This is a genomic window from Flavobacterium mekongense (assembly GCF_047038255.1).
GTDB classification, from domain to species: domain Bacteria; phylum Bacteroidota; class Bacteroidia; order Flavobacteriales; family Flavobacteriaceae; genus Flavobacterium; species Flavobacterium mekongense.
Map to the genome: position 1 here is coordinate 1689212 of NZ_CP174374.1, position 17036 is coordinate 1706247.

General features: G+C 41.4%; 13 protein-coding genes and 1 tRNA gene. 2 read left to right on the forward strand and 12 right to left on the reverse strand.

Annotated elements, in window-relative coordinates; all coding sequences use genetic code 11:
* Position 1 precedes the first annotated feature (1 nt).
* The 10 genes from ACJG85_RS07235 to udk all read right to left on the reverse strand — a co-directional run bounded on the left by ACJG85_RS07235 (position 2) and on the right by udk (position 13560).
* A complete protein-coding gene (locus ACJG85_RS07235; RefSeq protein WP_409677481.1) occupies positions 2 to 769 on the reverse strand; it encodes a ParA family protein in 768 nt (255 codons plus the stop codon).
* 152 nt (positions 770 to 921) lie between these two features.
* On the reverse strand, positions 922 to 1803 hold the full coding sequence (locus tag ACJG85_RS07240) for an SDR family oxidoreductase (protein WP_409677479.1): 882 nt from the start codon (positions 1801 to 1803) through the stop codon (positions 922 to 924).
* Positions 1804 to 1837: 34 nt separating this feature from the next.
* Positions 1838 to 2965: a methionine aminotransferase gene (locus ACJG85_RS07245; protein WP_412476019.1), complete on the reverse strand. Its 1128-nt coding sequence runs from the start codon at positions 2963 to 2965 to the stop codon at positions 1838 to 1840.
* Positions 2966 to 3034: 69 nt separating this feature from the next.
* A complete protein-coding gene (locus ACJG85_RS07250; RefSeq protein WP_412476020.1) occupies positions 3035 to 4168 on the reverse strand; it encodes an efflux RND transporter periplasmic adaptor subunit in 1134 nt (377 codons plus the stop codon).
* A gap of 2 nt (positions 4169 to 4170) precedes the next feature.
* A complete protein-coding gene (locus ACJG85_RS07255) occupies positions 4171 to 8517 on the reverse strand; it encodes a CusA/CzcA family heavy metal efflux RND transporter (RefSeq protein ID WP_412476021.1) in 4347 nt (1448 codons plus the stop codon).
* Positions 8518 to 8584: 67 nt separating this feature from the next.
* The gene (locus ACJG85_RS07260; RefSeq protein ID WP_412476022.1) at positions 8585 to 8971 is read right to left on the reverse strand and encodes a hypothetical protein; all 387 of its coding nucleotides are present in this window, start codon (positions 8969 to 8971) and stop codon (positions 8585 to 8587) included.
* Positions 8972 to 9087: 116 nt separating this feature from the next.
* Positions 9088 to 11214, reverse strand: coding sequence for a methylmalonyl-CoA mutase (gene scpA, locus ACJG85_RS07265; protein ID WP_412476023.1), 2127 nt, complete (start codon positions 11212 to 11214; stop codon positions 9088 to 9090).
* A 2-nt stretch (positions 11215 to 11216) separates the two neighbouring features.
* A complete protein-coding gene (locus ACJG85_RS07270) occupies positions 11217 to 12578 on the reverse strand; it encodes a methylmalonyl-CoA mutase subunit beta (RefSeq protein WP_412476024.1) in 1362 nt (453 codons plus the stop codon).
* Positions 12579 to 12587: 9 nt separating this feature from the next.
* Complete coding sequence (locus ACJG85_RS07275; protein ID WP_409677465.1) at positions 12588 to 12941, reverse strand: FtsB family cell division protein; 354 nt, start codon at positions 12939 to 12941, stop codon at positions 12588 to 12590.
* Between the two features lie 10 nt (positions 12942 to 12951).
* Positions 12952 to 13560, reverse strand: a complete 609-nt coding sequence (gene udk, locus ACJG85_RS07280) for a uridine kinase (protein ID WP_412476025.1) — start codon at positions 13558 to 13560, stop codon at positions 12952 to 12954.
* Positions 13561 to 13702: 142 nt separating this feature from the next.
* Here udk and ACJG85_RS07285 point away from each other — a divergent pair.
* Both ACJG85_RS07285 and trxB read left to right on the forward strand, forming a co-directional pair.
* Positions 13703 to 13777 (forward strand) — tRNA-Pro (locus ACJG85_RS07285).
* Positions 13778 to 14354: 577 nt separating this feature from the next.
* A complete protein-coding gene (gene trxB / locus ACJG85_RS07290; RefSeq protein WP_412463707.1) occupies positions 14355 to 15302 on the forward strand; it encodes a thioredoxin-disulfide reductase in 948 nt (315 codons plus the stop codon).
* 51 nt (positions 15303 to 15353) lie between these two features.
* Here trxB and ACJG85_RS07295 read toward each other — a convergent pair whose 3' ends face one another.
* Both ACJG85_RS07295 and ACJG85_RS07300 read right to left on the reverse strand, forming a co-directional pair.
* The gene (locus ACJG85_RS07295) at positions 15354 to 16190 is read right to left on the reverse strand and encodes a GIN domain-containing protein (RefSeq protein WP_409677459.1); all 837 of its coding nucleotides are present in this window, start codon (positions 16188 to 16190) and stop codon (positions 15354 to 15356) included.
* A 105-nt stretch (positions 16191 to 16295) separates the two neighbouring features.
* Complete coding sequence (locus tag ACJG85_RS07300) at positions 16296 to 17036, reverse strand: head GIN domain-containing protein (RefSeq protein WP_409677457.1); 741 nt, start codon at positions 17034 to 17036, stop codon at positions 16296 to 16298.

The window sequence follows — 17036 nt, forward strand, 5'->3', positions numbered from 1 at the left end:
CTTAGTTGCTGTTTTTCTTGATGATTTCCTGAGCCAAACTCAAATAGTTTGTAGCACCTCTGCTGGTAGCATCAAAATTAATAATGCTTTCCCCAAAACTCGGTGCCTCACTCAATTTAACATTACGTTGGATAATGGTTTTAAACACCATATCATTGAAATGTTTTTGTACTTCTTCCACTACCTGATTGGACAAACGCAAACGCGAGTCATACATGGTAAGCAAAAGGCCTTCAATATCTAAATTCGGGTTGTGTATTTTTTGCACACTCTTGATGGTATTCAATAATTTACCCAATCCTTCCAAAGCAAAGTATTCACATTGTATCGGAATCACTACACTGTCGGCGGCCGTTAAGGCATTAAGCGTTAGTAATCCCAAGGATGGAGCACAGTCAATCAAAATGTAATCGTATTGGTCTTTGATGCTATCCAAAGCCTGTTTTAACATGTATTCACGGTTTTCTTTGTCTACCAATTCAATTTCAATCGCTACTAAGTCGATGTGAGCCGGAATTACGGAAACATTCGGAGCAGAACAAGTAATGGTAGCTTCCTCGGGCGTATTGCTGTGTTCTAAAATTTGATACGTTCCGATTTCAACACTTTCCACATCAATTCCCAATCCCGAACTGGCATTGGCTTGCGGATCAGCATCAATTAAAAGCACCTTTTTCTCTAAAACACCCAATGATGCGGCAAGATTTACAGAGGTTGTTGTTTTACCTACACCACCTTTTTGGTTGGCAATTGCAATGATTTTACCCATTTATTTACGATCAATTTTAAGCCGTAAAAATACGATTAATTATGGCTTTGTCAAGGCTTATTTGTTAACATTTAGGTAAAGTTTTAAGCCCTTAGTTTTCAGTCTCAGTCTCAGTTTTCAGTTAAAAATACGTGGACTACGACTGTCCACTTCTACTTATTTCCTTTATTTTTAATCATTGCTTCTAACATATCCCACATTTCTTGAGGTATTTTTTCCAAAAGGTTGAATTGTCCGGCGCCTTGTAGCCATTCGCCACCATCAATAGTAACCACTTCTCCATTAATATAGGCTGAAAAATCAGAAACCAAATAGGCGGCTAAATTGGCCAATTCCTGATGGTCACCCACACGACGTAACGGCACTTTTTTAGCCATATCGAATTTTTCTGCTAAGTCGCCCGGTAAGAGTCTGTCCCAAGCGCCTTTAGTTGGAAATGGTCCCGGCGCAATGGCGTTCATGCGGATACCATATTTGGCCCATTCTACAGCTAAACTGCGGGTCATGGCTAAAACACCGGCTTTAGCTGTAGCACTCGGCACTACATAACCCGAACCGGTCCAAGCATAAGTGGTAACTATATTCAATACATTGCAATTGGTTTGTTTGGTGTTAATCCAATGTTTTCCAAAGGCCAACGTACAGTTTTTGGAACCTTTCAACACGATATCGATAATGGTATCAAAAGCGTTAGCTGATAATCTTTCGGTAGGCGAAATGAAGTTTCCGGCAGCGTTGTTCAAAAGCACATCGACTTTACCAAAAGTTTTTAAAACTTCAGCCAACATGGTTTCGACTTGATCATAATGGCGCACATCGCACTGCAACGGTAAACATTGTCCGCCGGTTTGGGTTTCCAATTCGGCTGCTGTGGTTTTTAGTTTCTCTAAATCGCGAGAGGTAATAGCTACTTTGGCGCCCAATTCCAAAAAGTATTGGGTCATGGCTTTACCCAAGCCGCTTCCGCCACCGGTTACTACGATTACTTTGTCTGCTAAGGCGTTATCGCGTAGCATTTTTGCTGAAAAATCCATATCTTTTTTATTTTGAGTAAATATATTGTTTTAATTATAATTGGCGAAGTCTTTCGGCCGCTCTTGTCAAAGTTTGCTCATCTTTGGCAAAGCAGAAGCGAATGCATTGATGGTCATCTCCATTGGCATAAAAAATGGAAATCGGTATGGTAGCCACGCCCAATTCGGTCACCAATCTTTTGGTAAAATCGATGTCGTTTTCCTCACTAATTGCCGCATAAGAGGCCACTTGAAAATAAGTGCCTTCGCAGGGCAAGAGTTTGAGTTTGGTGTCTTGCATCAAACCTTGGAAGAAATCTCTTTTTTGTTGGTAGAATTGGCCTAAAGTTTTTACGTCGACTACATCTATATACTCATTTAAGGCGTGTTGGGCAATACTGCTCACGCTGAATACCAAAAATTGGTGGACTTTTTTGATCTCACGCATTAAAACCTCCGGCGCAATCACATAACCAATTTTCCAGCCGGTAATGTGAAACGATTTTCCGAAAGAAGAAATGGAAATGCTGCGTTCCCACAATTTGGGACGGTGATGGACTGAAATATGTGGCTGTTCGAAAGTGATGTACTCGTATACTTCATCGGATAAAACCAAAAGGTTAGGGTAGGCATCTACAAGTTTTTCCAGCTGTTCAAAATCAGATGCAGTCCACATTTTTCCTGTAGGATTGTGCGGATTGTTTATAATAATCAGCCGGGTTTTTTCGTTTACCGCTGCGGTTATAGTTTCCCAATTCGGCGTAAAATCGATGTTCAGGGCTACGCGTACGGGTTTGGCATTACTCAACAAAATTGGTGCTTCGTAGCAATCGTAGCTCGGATCTAAAATTACAACTTCTTCTTGCGCTTTGACCAAAGCTTGTATGGTCGCAAAAATGCCTTCGGTAGCACCGGCAGTAATCAGGATTTCTTCTTTAGGTGCAATCGTTCTACCATAAGATTGTTGCGTTAAAACAGCAATTTTGTCCAACAACGAAGGCAAACCACTCATAGGCGTATATTGATGTACATTGGCTGTGGCGTGTTTGGCCAGTATAACGGTCAATCGTTCGTCCACCGGAAAATTCGGGAAGCCTTGCGACAAGTTGATGGCTTTGTGTTCGGTGGCCATTTGCGACATTACGGTAAAAATACTGGTGCCGATATGCGGAAGTTTAGACATGCCTTTGTTTTTGGTAAAGATAAAAAAAGCACCTCGATTGAAGTGCTTTTTTTAATGGTGAAGAAGAAATTACTCTTCGGATTTGTTTTTTAACTGCATCAGCAAAGTGTAAGCACCTTTGACCGCTATTTTTTTATCTTTTAAAACTTCGGGATTGATTATTTCTGTGAAACCGTTTTCGCTGTTTCCGGTTTTGACTGCCGTCATTTCAAATTGGCGTTCGTTTACTTGTATAAAAACGTATTCTTTGCCTTCAAAAGTCACTATGGCATCTTCGGGTAACGTTGGAACTGCTTGGCGTTTTAACTCAACTACGGCATTCATATACATGCCCGGTAAAAGCGTTTTGTCGTATTTAGAAAAATGACAATGAACTTCGGTGCTGTGTTCGTCGGAAGCAATGTCTTTACTGATGAGAATGATTTCACATTCGTGTTTTTTGTCGGGTTGACTGTTGGTGTAAGCCATCACTTTTTGTCCGATAAATAGTCCGTTAATGTCTTTTTCAAACACTTTTAGGTTCAAATGAATATCATCAGGATTGATGAGTTCGAACAAGATGTCGGCCGGATTAACATACTTCCCGATGTTTACATTCACCTTTGAAACAAAGCCATCAATAGGTGAGAGGATATTCACGCTTTTAGAGATGTTTTTCTCCGTAAGTGTTTTGGGATTGATGTGAATTAATCGCAGTTTTTCGGCTAAGGCATTGAGTGTGATGCGTAAGTTTTTGTATTCGGCATCGGCCATTTGATACACTTTGTCGCTGCTGGCCTTGTTCTGATTCAAATCGCGTTGGCGCTCGTATTCTTTTTCGGCAAAATACAATTTGGATTGCGTGGTTAAGTATTCTTGTTGCAACTGAATATACTGTTGGTCTTCCATCACGGCAATTACTTCATTTTTGCTAACGTGCATACCCGGAAGCAGTTTAGTACTTTTTAAATAACCGCCCAAAGGCATACTCACGGAAACCAAGTTTTGCGGTGGGACATCGATAACGCCATTCAAATTGACAGTAGCGGATACCGTTCTTTCCTTAGTCGATTCAATTACTAAACCTGCATTTTGATATTGTTTGTCCGTAAGGGTAACTATTTTTTCGGATACGCTGTTGGTAGTCGTTTCCGATTCGCTTTTATTTGAGTTGCAGCTCAAACTAATAAAGGCCAAAGCTGCTAATATGATGTTTGTTTTCATGTTTAATTTTTTGAAGTAAGATAATTCCATTCGATGACACTTTCGTTGTACAAATTTATCGTGTCGATGTAACTGTTATGGATGGTTAAGGCTTGGTTGACCAACATCACCCAATCAAGATAATTGATATCGCCACCCAAAAACTGATGGTTAGCTGTTTCCGAAATCAAAATGGCATTCGGCAAACCGGTTTTCTCGAAATAAGTCAGCTTTTCGGCTTCGCTTTTGATTCTCAATTGGGTTTGCAAAAGTTGTCTTTCCAAGCTGTTTTTCTCTCTTTGGTATTCTTCGGCAGCCATTTGTTCTTGTACTTTGGCTGCTTTAACTTTAGCACTTTGAGAACCGCCTAACAACGGAATCCCTAAACCAATTTGCGCCGAGTGGAAACGGGTCGATTTGTCGTACAACACATTATCTGCGCCGGTACCGGTAATCGACATATTGTTGTATCCCAAAGTCAGTATCGGCAATTTTCGAGCTTTTTCCAGTTGAGTTTGTGCAGCAGCTGTGGCTTTTTGTTGCTCTAAACTTTGCAATAACGGATGTTGTTCTATACCTGATGTTGCTTCACTTTTGAATTCGATTTTGGGCGAACCGGCTGTTGGAATGACGGTTTGTTCCGAATTTAAAAGCAATTGCAGTTTGCTGTTCCAAAGCGCTTTGTCTTGTTGCAGTTGTAATAATTGCAATTTCAATTGGCCTAATTGCGTTTCGGCTGTAGTTTTCTCCAAAAGATTACTTTCTCCTTTTTGAAGTCGCAAGGTCGCTTTTCGCAAGAATTCCGTTAGTAACGTATCGCTTTTCTGCAACAATTTTTCCTTTTCGGTCAATGTTACTATCGCATAAAAGGTAAGGGCGACTTCTTTTTTCAATGCCGCTTCTCTCAAAGTTACTAAGGCCGAAGCTGTTTTCCATTCCGAGGTCAGCACCTTTTTTTGGCGGTTGTAAACGGTTGGAAAATCGAAGGATTGCGCAATACCGAAGCGAGTATCGGTAAAACTGCTGTTGAATTGCCCGATTTCAGAGTTGAGGTTGGTGGTCGGCAAATTGGCTGCAGTACGAATCAGTTTTTGTTGGTAATCCGCTCTCAGGCGGTCAATTTTTACTGATTGATTATTGCTAAGAGCCGTTTTTATGGCTTCGTCCAACGTTAGTTTAGTTTGGGCGTTCGCCGGAATTACTGCCAATGAAAGCAATAAAAGTAGCAAAGTTGTTTTAGAGGAAAGTTTCATTTTAAATCCTTTTTCAAAAGTGACATAAAGTATAGGTAAAACGAATAAGGTTAGCAATGTGGCAATCATCAAACCACCAATTACTACGGTCGCCAGCGGTCGTTGTACTTCGGCACCGGAACCGTTACTGATGGCCATTGGTAAAAAACCTAATGACGCCACGAAAGCGGTCATCAACACCGGACGCAAACGCACTTTGGTGCCCATCAGAACGATGCGGTTTAAGTCGTCCATCCCTTCCGCCTTGAGTCGGTTAAATTCAGATACCAAAACGATGCCGTTCAGCACCGCTACTCCAAATAATGCAATAAACCCAATGCCGGCACTGATGCTGAAAGGCATACCGCGCAAAGCCAAAAAGAAGATACCGCCTATGGCCGAAAGCGGAATAGCGGAATAAATTAGCAAGCCATGTTTCACCGATTTGAAGGCAAAGAACAACAAGATGAAAATCATCAATAAAGAAATCGGAACCGCAATCATCAAACGATCTTTCGCTTGGTTGAGGTTTTCAAAAGCACCGCCGTAAGTGGTGTAATAGCCGGCCGGGAGTTTGATTTGTTGGTCGACTTTGGTTTTCAATTCGTTGACGATGCTTTCCACGTCGCGTCCGTTCACGTTGAATCCGACAACAATACGGCGTTTGGCATCTTCGCGTTGGATTTGATTCGGACCGTTTTTAATAGACACATCAGCCAACTGCGATAGTGGAATTTGAGTCCCGTTTGGCGTTGGAATCAGTAAATTTTTCACGTCTTCTAAGTCTTTGCGTTTGTCGTTGTCGAGTCGAACAACCAATTCAAATCGCTTCTCGCCTTCAAAAACCAATCCGGTACTTTGTCCGGCAAAGGCGGTATTCACTACACGATTGATATCGGCTACAGACAAATGGTATTGCGCAATGACAGGACGATTGTATTCGATAATCACTTGCGGCATGCCGGTTATCGGTTCAACAAACAGGTTTTCAGCTCCTTCAACCGTATTGACAATTTTGCCTAATTTTTCAGCATAAACCGCCAATGTATCGAGATTTTCGCCGAATATTTTGCAAACTACATCTTGACGCGCACCTGTCATGAGTTCGTTAAAACGCATTTGCACCGGATATTGAAAACCGGCGGTAATTCCGGGTACATCTTGCAAGGCTTTGCTCATTTTTTCAGCCAATTCGTCAAAGGTTTTGGCAGAAGTCCATTCCGATTTGTCTTTTAAAATCACCATCATATCACTGGCTTCCATCGGCATTGGGTCGGTTGGTACTTCGCCACTTCCGATTTTGGTGACTACTTTTTCTACTTCCGGGAATTGGGTTTTTAAGATGTGCGCTGCCTTTTGGGTACTTTCTATGGTAGTGTTTAGGTTACTGCCGGTTAGGACTCGGGTGTCAACCGCAAAATCACCTTCCTCCAAAGCCGGAATGAATTCGCCACCTAAAGAACTTAGAACGAACAAAGCAATGACAAAAAAGCCAATCACAGAACCAATAATCGCTTTTTGGTAATTCAACGCCGATTGTAACCAATGTTGGTATTGGCGTTCCAGTTTGAACATCATGCGATCGGAAAAATTCGGTTCGTGCTTGATTTTTTTGCTCAAAAACAAGGCACTCATCATCGGAATATAAGTTAGTGACAATAAGAACGCACCCAGTAAAGCAAAGGCTACAGTTTGTGCCATTGGTTTGAACATTTTACCTTCAATACCTTCTAAAGTAAATATAGGCAAGTACACAATCAAGATGATGATTTGGCCGAATACCGCGCTGTTCATCATTTTGCCTGCAGAAGTTTCCACTTCTTTGTCCATTTTGCTCTGCGATATACTATTGATATGGCTGAACTTCTTACTATGGGTGAGTTGGTGCATTACAGCTTCCACAATAATTACGGCACCATCAACTATCAAACCGAAATCGAGTGCGCCTAAACTCATCAAGTTGCCACTTACTCCAAAGGTATTCATCAGGATAATCGCAAATAGCATTGCTAACGGAATCACCGAAGCTACAATTAAACCGGCACGGAAATTACCTAAGAACAAAACCAATACAAAAATCACTATTAACGCGCCTTCCAAAAGGTTTTTTTCTACTGTTCCGATGGCGTTGTTAACCATTTTGGTTCGGTCGAGGAACGGTTCGATTGTTACGCCTTCCGGTAATGTTTTTTTGATTAATTCTATGCGTTCTTTCACATTTTTAATCACTTCGCTACTGTTGGCGCCTTTGAGCATCATTACAATAGCACCGGCCACTTCACCTTCGTCGTTGTAGCAAAGCGCGCCATAACGAGTAGCGTGTCCGGTGGTGATTTTGGCAATGTCTTTCAAAAATACAGGTGTTCCGCTTGGAGTGGCTTTGACGGCAATGTTTTCAATATCTTCTACCTTACCAATTAAACCTTCGCTTCGGATGAATAGGGTTGTAGCGCCTTTTTCAATATAAGCGCCACCGGTATTTTGATTGTTTTGTTCTAAGGCAGTAAAAACATCATTGATGGTTAAGCCATGGGCGTGGAGTTTCCCCGGTTCAATAGCAATTTCCAACTGTTTTAATTTTCCACCAAAACTGCTTACTTCGGCAACCCCTTTAACCCCTAAGAGTTGACGGCGGACAATCCAGTCTTGTATGGTTCTGAGTTCAGTTTCATCGTATTGGTCTTCGTAGCCTTTTTCGGGGCGTACTACATATTGGTATATTTCGCCCAAACCGGTAGAAACCGGACCAAGTTCGGGTGTTCCGATACCGGCGGGAATTTGGGTTTGGACTTGCTGCAGGCGCTCGGCCACTTGCTGGCGTGCCCAATAAATATCGGTTTCATCGTCGAAAACAATGGTGACTAACGATAAGCCAAAGCGTGAAAAACTACGGATTTCTTTTAAACCCGGAATGTTGCTGTTGGCTTGTTCTACCGGAAAGGTAACCAAGCGCTCTATGTCGGTCGCTCCGAAAGAAGGTGCAATGGTGATGACTTGCACCTGATTATTGGTAATATCAGGAACGGCATCAATAGGCAATTTGGTGGTTTCATAAATACCGTATAGCAATAGAGCTATGGTAAACAAACCCACGATGAGCTTATTCCTAACGGAAAAAGCAATAATTTTATTTAACATGGTTTTTAAATAACTTAATGAATACTATTTTACTGTTGGTATTGATTAACCAACAAACACTAGGTAATTAAGCTATTTTAGGCGGTTGCCAAATGGAACTTTGGTCGGAAGAATAAATACGACTTAGATAAAAGTCGGTTTCCGATTTGTCTTTTAATTGGAATTTAGGACGACTGATTTCAAAATGAATTTCGGGTAACAAGGTCAAGTAAGTCAGACCATTGTTGCAGTCTACACTTTTATAAGGCAGTTTCATGTCTTCTTCTCGGTCAGCATCATTTACATCGCCGTGACCGTAGTGCAAGCATAAAAAAGACCATAAACTCATGTCTTTATTTTCTTCTTTATGGTCGTAAAAATGTTCCACCAAAGCGGGAATCTTCAACAACTCGAAACATTCGGTTGAGGAAGAAACATATAATGACAATAGTAATATTGCTAATACTCTTCGCATGGAAAATTGAATTGACAGAAACAAATTTACTAAAGTTTCACTTCCAATGCACATGACCTATGTCACAAAAACACATTTCAACGGTTTCTTAATCAAATCTTAATGGAAAGCATCGATTACTCTTCCAACAAAACCTCCAAAATCTGAATCGCAGCGTCACTTATCTTAGTTCCCGGACCAAAAACTGCTACGGCACCGGCATCGAATAAGAATTGGTAATCTTGTGCCGGAATAACGCCACCAACGATGACCATAATGTCTTCGCGGCCGTATTTTTTGAGTTCTTCAATCACTTGCGGGACTAAGGTTTTGTGACCTGCCGCTAAGGAAGAAACACCTAAAATATGCACATCGTTTTCCACGGCTTGTTTGGCTGCTTCTTCGGGTGTTTGGAATAGCGGTCCAATGTCTACGTCGAAACCAACATCGGCATAACCGGTGGCTACCACTTTGGCACCTCGGTCGTGACCGTCTTGTCCCATTTTGGCAATCATGATACGTGGTCGACGGCCTTCTTTTTGCGCGAAAGCGTCGGCTAATTGTTTGGCTTTTTCAAAGCTCTCATCGTTTTTGATTTCTTTACTGTACACGCCGCTAAAACTTCTGATTTGTGCTTTATAGCGTCCGAAAACCGCTTCCAAGGCATCGCTGATTTCTCCCAGCGTGGCTCGGTTTCGGGCTGCTTCTACGGCTAAAGATAATAAATTTTCGCCACCATTTTGGGCACTTTCGGTAATCTTTGCTAAACTGGCTTTAACTTTAGCGGTATCTCGAGTGGCTTTGATTTGGTTCAAACGCTCAATTTGTTGTTGGCGCACCATTTGATTGTCTACATCCAAAATGTGTAATGGATCTTCTTTTTCCAGACGGTATTTGTTAACCCCAACAATAATATCTTGTGCGCTGTCGATGCGGGCTTGTTTACGAGCAGCAGCTTCTTCAATTCTCAATTTCGGAATACCGGCTTCGATGGCTTTGGTCATGCCGCCTAAGGCTTCCACTTCCTGAATCAATGCCCAGGCTTTTTCAGCAATTTCCGCGGTTAAACTTTCCACATAATAACTGCCGGCCCAAGGATCGACGGTCTTGCAGATTTTGGTTTCTTCTTGTAAAAAGATTTGGGTGTTTCGGGCAATACGCGCTGAGAAATCTGTTGGCAAGGCAATGGCTTCGTCTAAGGCGTTGGTATGTAAGGATTGCGTTCCGCCAAAAGCCGCTGCAGCCGCTTCGATAGTCGTGCGAGCCACGTTGTTGAACGGATCTTGTTCGGTTAAACTCCAACCCGAAGTTTGACAATGCGTTCTTAATGCCAGTGATTTTTCGTCTTGAGGATTGAATTGTTTTAATAGTTTCGCCCACAACATTCTTCCGGCGCGCATTTTGGCGATTTCCATAAAGTGGTTCATTCCAATCGCCCAAAAGAACGAAAGGCGAGGTGCGAACTCATCTATTTTCATGCCGGCTGCCAATCCGGTTCGGATGTATTCTAAACCATCGGCTAAAGTGTACGCCAATTCAATATCGGCGGTAGCTCCGGCTTCTTGCATGTGGTAGCCTGAAATCGAAATCGAGTTGAATTTCGGCATTTTTTTGCTTGTATATTCAAAGATATCGGCGATGATTTTCATGGAAGGCGTAGGCGGATAGATGTAAGTATTGCGCACCATAAACTCCTTCAGAATATCGTTTTGGATGGTTCCCGAAAGCAATTCGGGTGCTACACCTTGTTCTTCGGCCGCAACGATATAAAACGCCATAATAGGTAAAACAGCACCGTTCATGGTCATGGAAACCGACATTTCGTTGAGCGGAATTTGATCGAAGAGCACTTTCATGTCTTCTACAGAATCTATCGCAACTCCGGCCTTACCAACGTCACCCACTACGCGCTCGTGATCCGAATCATAACCGCGGTGTGTGGCCAAATCGAAAGCGACCGACAAGCCTTTTTGACCGGCGGCTAAGTTTCTGCGATAGAAAGCATTACTTTCTTCTGCCGTAGAAAATCCGGCGTATTGGCGAATGGTCCAAGGGCGACGCACGTACATGGTGGCGTAAGGACCGCGTAAATTGGGGGCAAATCCGGCTCCGAATTCCAAATGTGTTAAGTTTTCGATATCGGCTTCGGAATAGGTTGGTTTGACTTCGATGCCCTCGGCAGTTAGGAAGTTGTCGGTTGAAGTACTTATCGCTTCTCCCTTTTCCCTTTTTCCTAATGCTATATGTTGGATATTTTTTCTCATGACTATTCTTCTTGCGATAAACGTTCTTGTTCCAGTTTCTCGGCCAATCGTTTTTCAATCACAGGAGTGATTAAGGTTTTGCGTGGATTTTGTTTGACAAACGGATACAACTCGAGGTCGTGTTTCATTTTATCGTTTTTATTCGGGTATTTGTTGGTGCCTAATAGTATTTCTTTGCCGTTGTCGAAAGCCTCTTGTTCTTTGGCGGCACTTTCGCTGATTTTACGTTGGATAGTCCCTTCGATTAATTGGGTAATCAAACCACCGTTGGCTTCGATGTCTTTGAATAGGAGTAAAGCCTTTTCGGCTAATTGTTCGGTTAAGGCTTCGATGTAATAAGCACCATCGGCAGCATTGTTGACTTTATCAAAATAACTTTCGTGTTTTAACACCAACAATTGGTTGCGAGCGATTCGGTCGCCAAATTCATTGTCTTTATGGTACAACGCATCGTAAGGCAAATTGGCTATGCTGTCGGCACCGCCTAAAATAGCACTCATGCATTCAGTTGTAGTGCGCAGCATGTTTACGTTATAGTCGTAGAGTGTTTTGTTGCGTTTGGTTGGTGTGGCGATGATGTGGCAATCTTTAGCGTGATTATATTCTTTCGCCAAAGTGCTGAATAATAGTCGTAGTGCTCGCAATTTGGCAATCTCGAAGAAGTAATTCGTCCCCACTGAAACTTCAATCGTAATCGGTTGGTTGAGGTTCGTCACCCTATTGAAATATTCATTGACATGAGCCAAAATATACGCCAGTTGTTGGACCATATTCGCGCCTGCATTTTGGTAAGTACCGCTACTAATGGTTAAAAATGGTAACGTTGCTTTGTAAGCGATTTGGTTGAGTTTTTCAAAATCCTTATCCAAGTTTTCGAACCAGTTGCCGTCTTTTACCAACTGACCAATCGGATCGATTTGAATTGCGATATCGGCTTTATGCTTAGCGGCGAAATCGTTGATTTTAGTTACGAAATCGATTGAAAGGAAAGGCAAATAAAAAAAATATTGGGTGTTGGTTAGCGGCAGATTCTGCATCAGGGCTTCCAAGTTAACCGCATCATTTTCTATGGTAAAACGAATGCTTTCGGCACCGCGATTCAAGGTTTCCAAAGCTCTTTTATTGGATTTTACCACATCGTGAACAAAGATGTTTTGCAGTATTGAAAATCCGTTTTCCTTTGTTGGTGCGGAATAGTTGATTTCGGTTTCGTCTATGTGATAGAAAGGTTTGACTTTGATGCCTTCGGGACTTTCCCAAACTAAGGTTTCGTTATAGTCGGCGCCTTTGAGTTCATATTGAATTTGTTGTTTCCATTGTTTGGAAGACACCGGTTCGAACTCATTGAATAAATTGTCAGCCATGGTCAGGGTTTATAAAGATTTTGACTTGGATTGTTCTTCTTTCAGGGAATCTTCTTCAAATTCGATGATATAAACATCCTCGCTATCGCGTTTCATATAGTATTTTTCGCGGGCGTATTTTTCTATTTGGTCAGGGTTTTTGAGGAGTTTGATGTTCTCTTCGTCTTTTTTGATTTCTTCCTGATAGTATTTTTTATTGTCTTCGAGTTCATCGAGTTGTTTGTCTAACACCCGATGTTCCGTGTAAGAGGTATTGTCTAAAAAAAGCATCCAGATGGTAAAAAAACATAACACAATAACGTATCGGTTACCCAAGATTTTTAGGATAGGATAGGCATCGGTTAGGTTTTTAAAGAAGCTCATTGGTGTAAAATTAGGTAATTCTTTGGTTGATTACAGCTCTAACCACATCGATGGCTACGGTATTGTATTTGTCGTTCGGAATAATGATGTCGGCAAAGGCTTTGGTAGGTTCAATGAACTGTTGGTGCATTGGTTTTAGCGTGGTTTGGTATCGATTCAACACTTCTTCCATATCACGACCGCGTTCAGCGATGTCTCTTTTTAAGCGACGAATCAGTCTTTCGTCAGAATCGGCATGCACGAAGATTTTCACATCAAACAATTCGCGAAGTTCCGGATTGGTTAGGATTAAAATTCCCTCTACGATCATTACTTTTCTCGGATGGGTAATGATGGTGTCGTCGGTTCTGTTGTGTGTGATAAAAGAATAAACAGGTTGTTCAATAGTTTTTCCGACTTTTAAATCTTTGAGATGCTGCACCAAAAGATCAAAATCGATAGCGCGCGGGTGGTCAAAATTAATCAATGCCCTTTCTTCAAAACTCAAAGTATTGTTTTCTTTGTAATAAGAGTCTTGAGAAATGACACCCACTTCTGTTTGGGGCAATTCATTCATAATTTGGTGAACCACAGTTGTTTTTCCGCTTCCGGTTCCGCCGGCAATTCCGATAATCAGCATAAAGAGTTGTGTTATTTTTACTGAACACAAAAATAGAAATTATATCGAAAGCGCCTTTTGTTTTTTTGAAAATTAAAAAAAGGGAAAAACTTTTTGTAAACTAATTTATAGTTTTATATTTGCACTCCCATTTGAGGGAATTCGGGGTGTAGCGTAGCCCGGTTATCGCGCCTGGTTTGGGACCAGGAGGTCGCAGGTTCGAATCCTGCCACCCCGACGAGTAAATCCTTTCTGCTTTGGCAGAAAGGATTTTTTTATTTCCAAAAGAAACGAAGTTTACTTCGGATTTCTTTTGGAAATAAAAAAATCATCAGCGCTGAAAGCGCTGATAGATTTACTTGAAATAGAGCCCACATTCAGGATCACATAGTAATCCTGCTTTTGATTTGATAAGTTTTTGTGATGTTGGCACTTCGACAAGCTCAGTGTGACAATGGCGTTTTGAATTGTCATTTGTTTTAGTTGGCAGATCCGAAAGGATTTACTTGAGATAGAGCCCACATTCAGGATATTTAGACTTACCGGTTTTAGCAAATCCAAATACGTTGTTAAACACTACCAAAAGGTCAACTATAGCCCCGATGGGAGCAAACTACCCTGCCTGACGGCAGGCAGGTAGTGCGGACAGCGGGACGACTTTCCCTAAACAAGCTTTTGTGGTGCTCCTTATTATAAAACCAACCTTGTTTTTAACAATAACCTTATCTTATTCACAAATTGCGTAAAGCGATTGGACAGGTCTATTGTTTTTTACATAAATCCTATACATTTGCAACCTAATTAAACTTCAAATCATGTCAGAGACTATAGAAAAAATCAAATGCCTTATTATAGGTTCGGGGCCTGCCGGTTATACTGCTGCCATTTATGCGGCCAGAGCCAATATGAATCCGGTACTTTACCAAGGAACGCAACCGGGAGGACAATTAACGACTACAAACGAAGTGGAAAATTTTCCGGGTTATCCTGATGGTGTAACCGGACCGGAAATGATGGTGCAATTGCAAGCGCAGGCGCAGCGTTTTGGAACCGATGTTCGTGATGGTTGGGTGACCAAAGTTGATTTTTCGGGGCCTGTGCATAAAGTTTGGGTTAATGATACCAAAGAAATCCACGCACAAACGGTGATTATTTCTACCGGCGCTTCGGCCAAGTATTTAGGTTTGCCTTCGGAGCAACATTATTTACAAATGGGTGGCGGTGTTTCGGCTTGTGCGGTTTGCGACGGGTTTTTCTACCGCAACCAAGAAGTGGTTATTGTAGGTGCCGGAGATTCGGCTTGTGAAGAAGCACATTACCTTTCTAAATTGTGTAAAAAAGTGACCATGTTGGTGAGAAGTGACAAGTTCAGAGCTTCTCGCATTATGGAAGAGCGCGTTCGCAAAACCGAGAATATAGATATTTTGATGAACCATGACACTGTTGAGGTGATTGGCGACGGACAAGTGGTGACTGAAATCAAAGCGTTGAATAAAACCACCGGAGAAACGATTACGATTCCGGCTACCGGTTTCTTTGTGGCTATTGGACACAAACCTAATACCGATATTTTTGCGGACTACATTACTTTGGATGAGACCGGTTATATTGTTAATGTTCCGGGTAGTTCTAAAACCAATGTTCCCGGAGTTTTTGTTGCCGGAGATGCTGCAGACCATGTTTATCGTCAGGCTATTACGGCTGCAGGTACCGGTTGTATGGCGGCTTTGGATGCCGAAAGATATTTGGCTGCTTTAGACTAAAGATACTTTTCAAAATAAAAAAATCCCGTCTTCGTAAAAGACGGGATTTTTTTATTTACTTGGCTTTTTGAGCAGTTCGGCGCTATCGGCAAAACGTTTCATTTCAATTTTCACCGGTTCCCCATAAAGCTCAATTTCGCTGTCGCCAGAGGCGTCAATGGTGACTATATTACTTACTTTAATACTGCTTTTTGAGAAGCCGCCGGTTTCCAATAAAGCATTTTTGGCGGTTAATTTTTTGCCGATGAAATCGGTGTTGTTGTCTAATCTTAACTTGAGATCTATGATATCGCCTTCTACTTCGGCGGCTGATTTTTGGTACAAATCGAATTTCATCTCGCTCGAAGAAATTAAGGCTTTAACATAGGCGCTTTTGCTTAAGTCGATAGCCGTTTTAGTTGATTTTAAGTTCAGTTCCACTTTCGATTTGTCGTTAGCCATTAAGGTGAAACTTTTGGTGTTGGCATTTAGGAATAATTTGGCGTAATCGTAACTTTTGAAAGTAATGTTGTCTAAAACTACATCCGAAAGTGCGGTAATGTTGGTTTCATCTTTAGCGATAACCATATTGAGCTTGTCAGTATAAGTGATGCGGACGCTAAGTTTTTTGTAGCTTGAGATATCCTTGGCGGTGGAAACTCGGAGGTTGTTGCCGTTTATTTTGTATTCGATGAAGGGAATCAGGTTGTCATCGGCTTCAATTTCTAAAGCACAGTCATTTCCTTTTACTAAAAATACTTCAATGTTGTCTTCGAGTTCAATGCTTTCAAAATCTTCAATGGTTTTGAGTTCCGATTTGACAATTTTCGAACCTTTTACTTTTTCCTTTTTCTGGCTGAATGCCATTGCAGTTAGTAAAAGACAACTGATTAGTACTATTTTTTTCATGGCTGTGGTAGTTTGGTTTTTATATCTTTCAATTTGGCCTCATGGCATCGAGTGTCAAAAATAGAAAAAAAAACATCCCAATGTTGATTGAGATGTTTTATTAACTTATTCTTTCGAAACACTACCGCCGGAGCTTTCATCCACTCTAACTTCTTTTGGTGTTTTGGTGTAGGTTATAGAACTGCCGCTGGAAGCTTTTCCGTCTAACAACAGTATAGGGTTTACGATGGTTGAACTTCCACTGGAAGATTGTGCGTACACTTCGTTTGCCAATAATTCATTGGCGTCAATATGGCTTCCGCTGGATGAAGCTGAATATAGTTTTAGGGCTTTACCGGTTATTTGCTGTTCGCTACCACTGGAAGTTTCCAGGGTAACTTTATCCGATTCCACGGCTACTTCCATAGAGCTGCCGCTACTTGATTTGAGTGTGATGTCTACGCCGTTTATAAGATTTCCCGATTTTAAAGTTGAACCGCTTGAACTTTCCAAACTCACTATCTTAGGTAGCTTGACAGTAACTTTTTTGGCAGTGACATTGATGTAACTGTTGTACTCCGAGTAAATCACTAAGGTATTGTTTTCAACCTTGGTTTTGATACCGTTGATTAAATTGTCATCAGCTTCTACTACTACATCGAAGTTATCTGATTGTACGATTTCACATTCTAAGCCATTGGCTACAGTAACTTTGTCAAAATTACTAAGATTGCGTTTTTCAGTCACTACTTTACCGCTTCCTTTGATGCTGTTCCCTAAATCGAAATTGGCATTACATGAAGCTAATGATAAGGCTACGAGTGCAGCCGAAACTATTTTTGAAAATAAAACTACAATTTTTGTCAT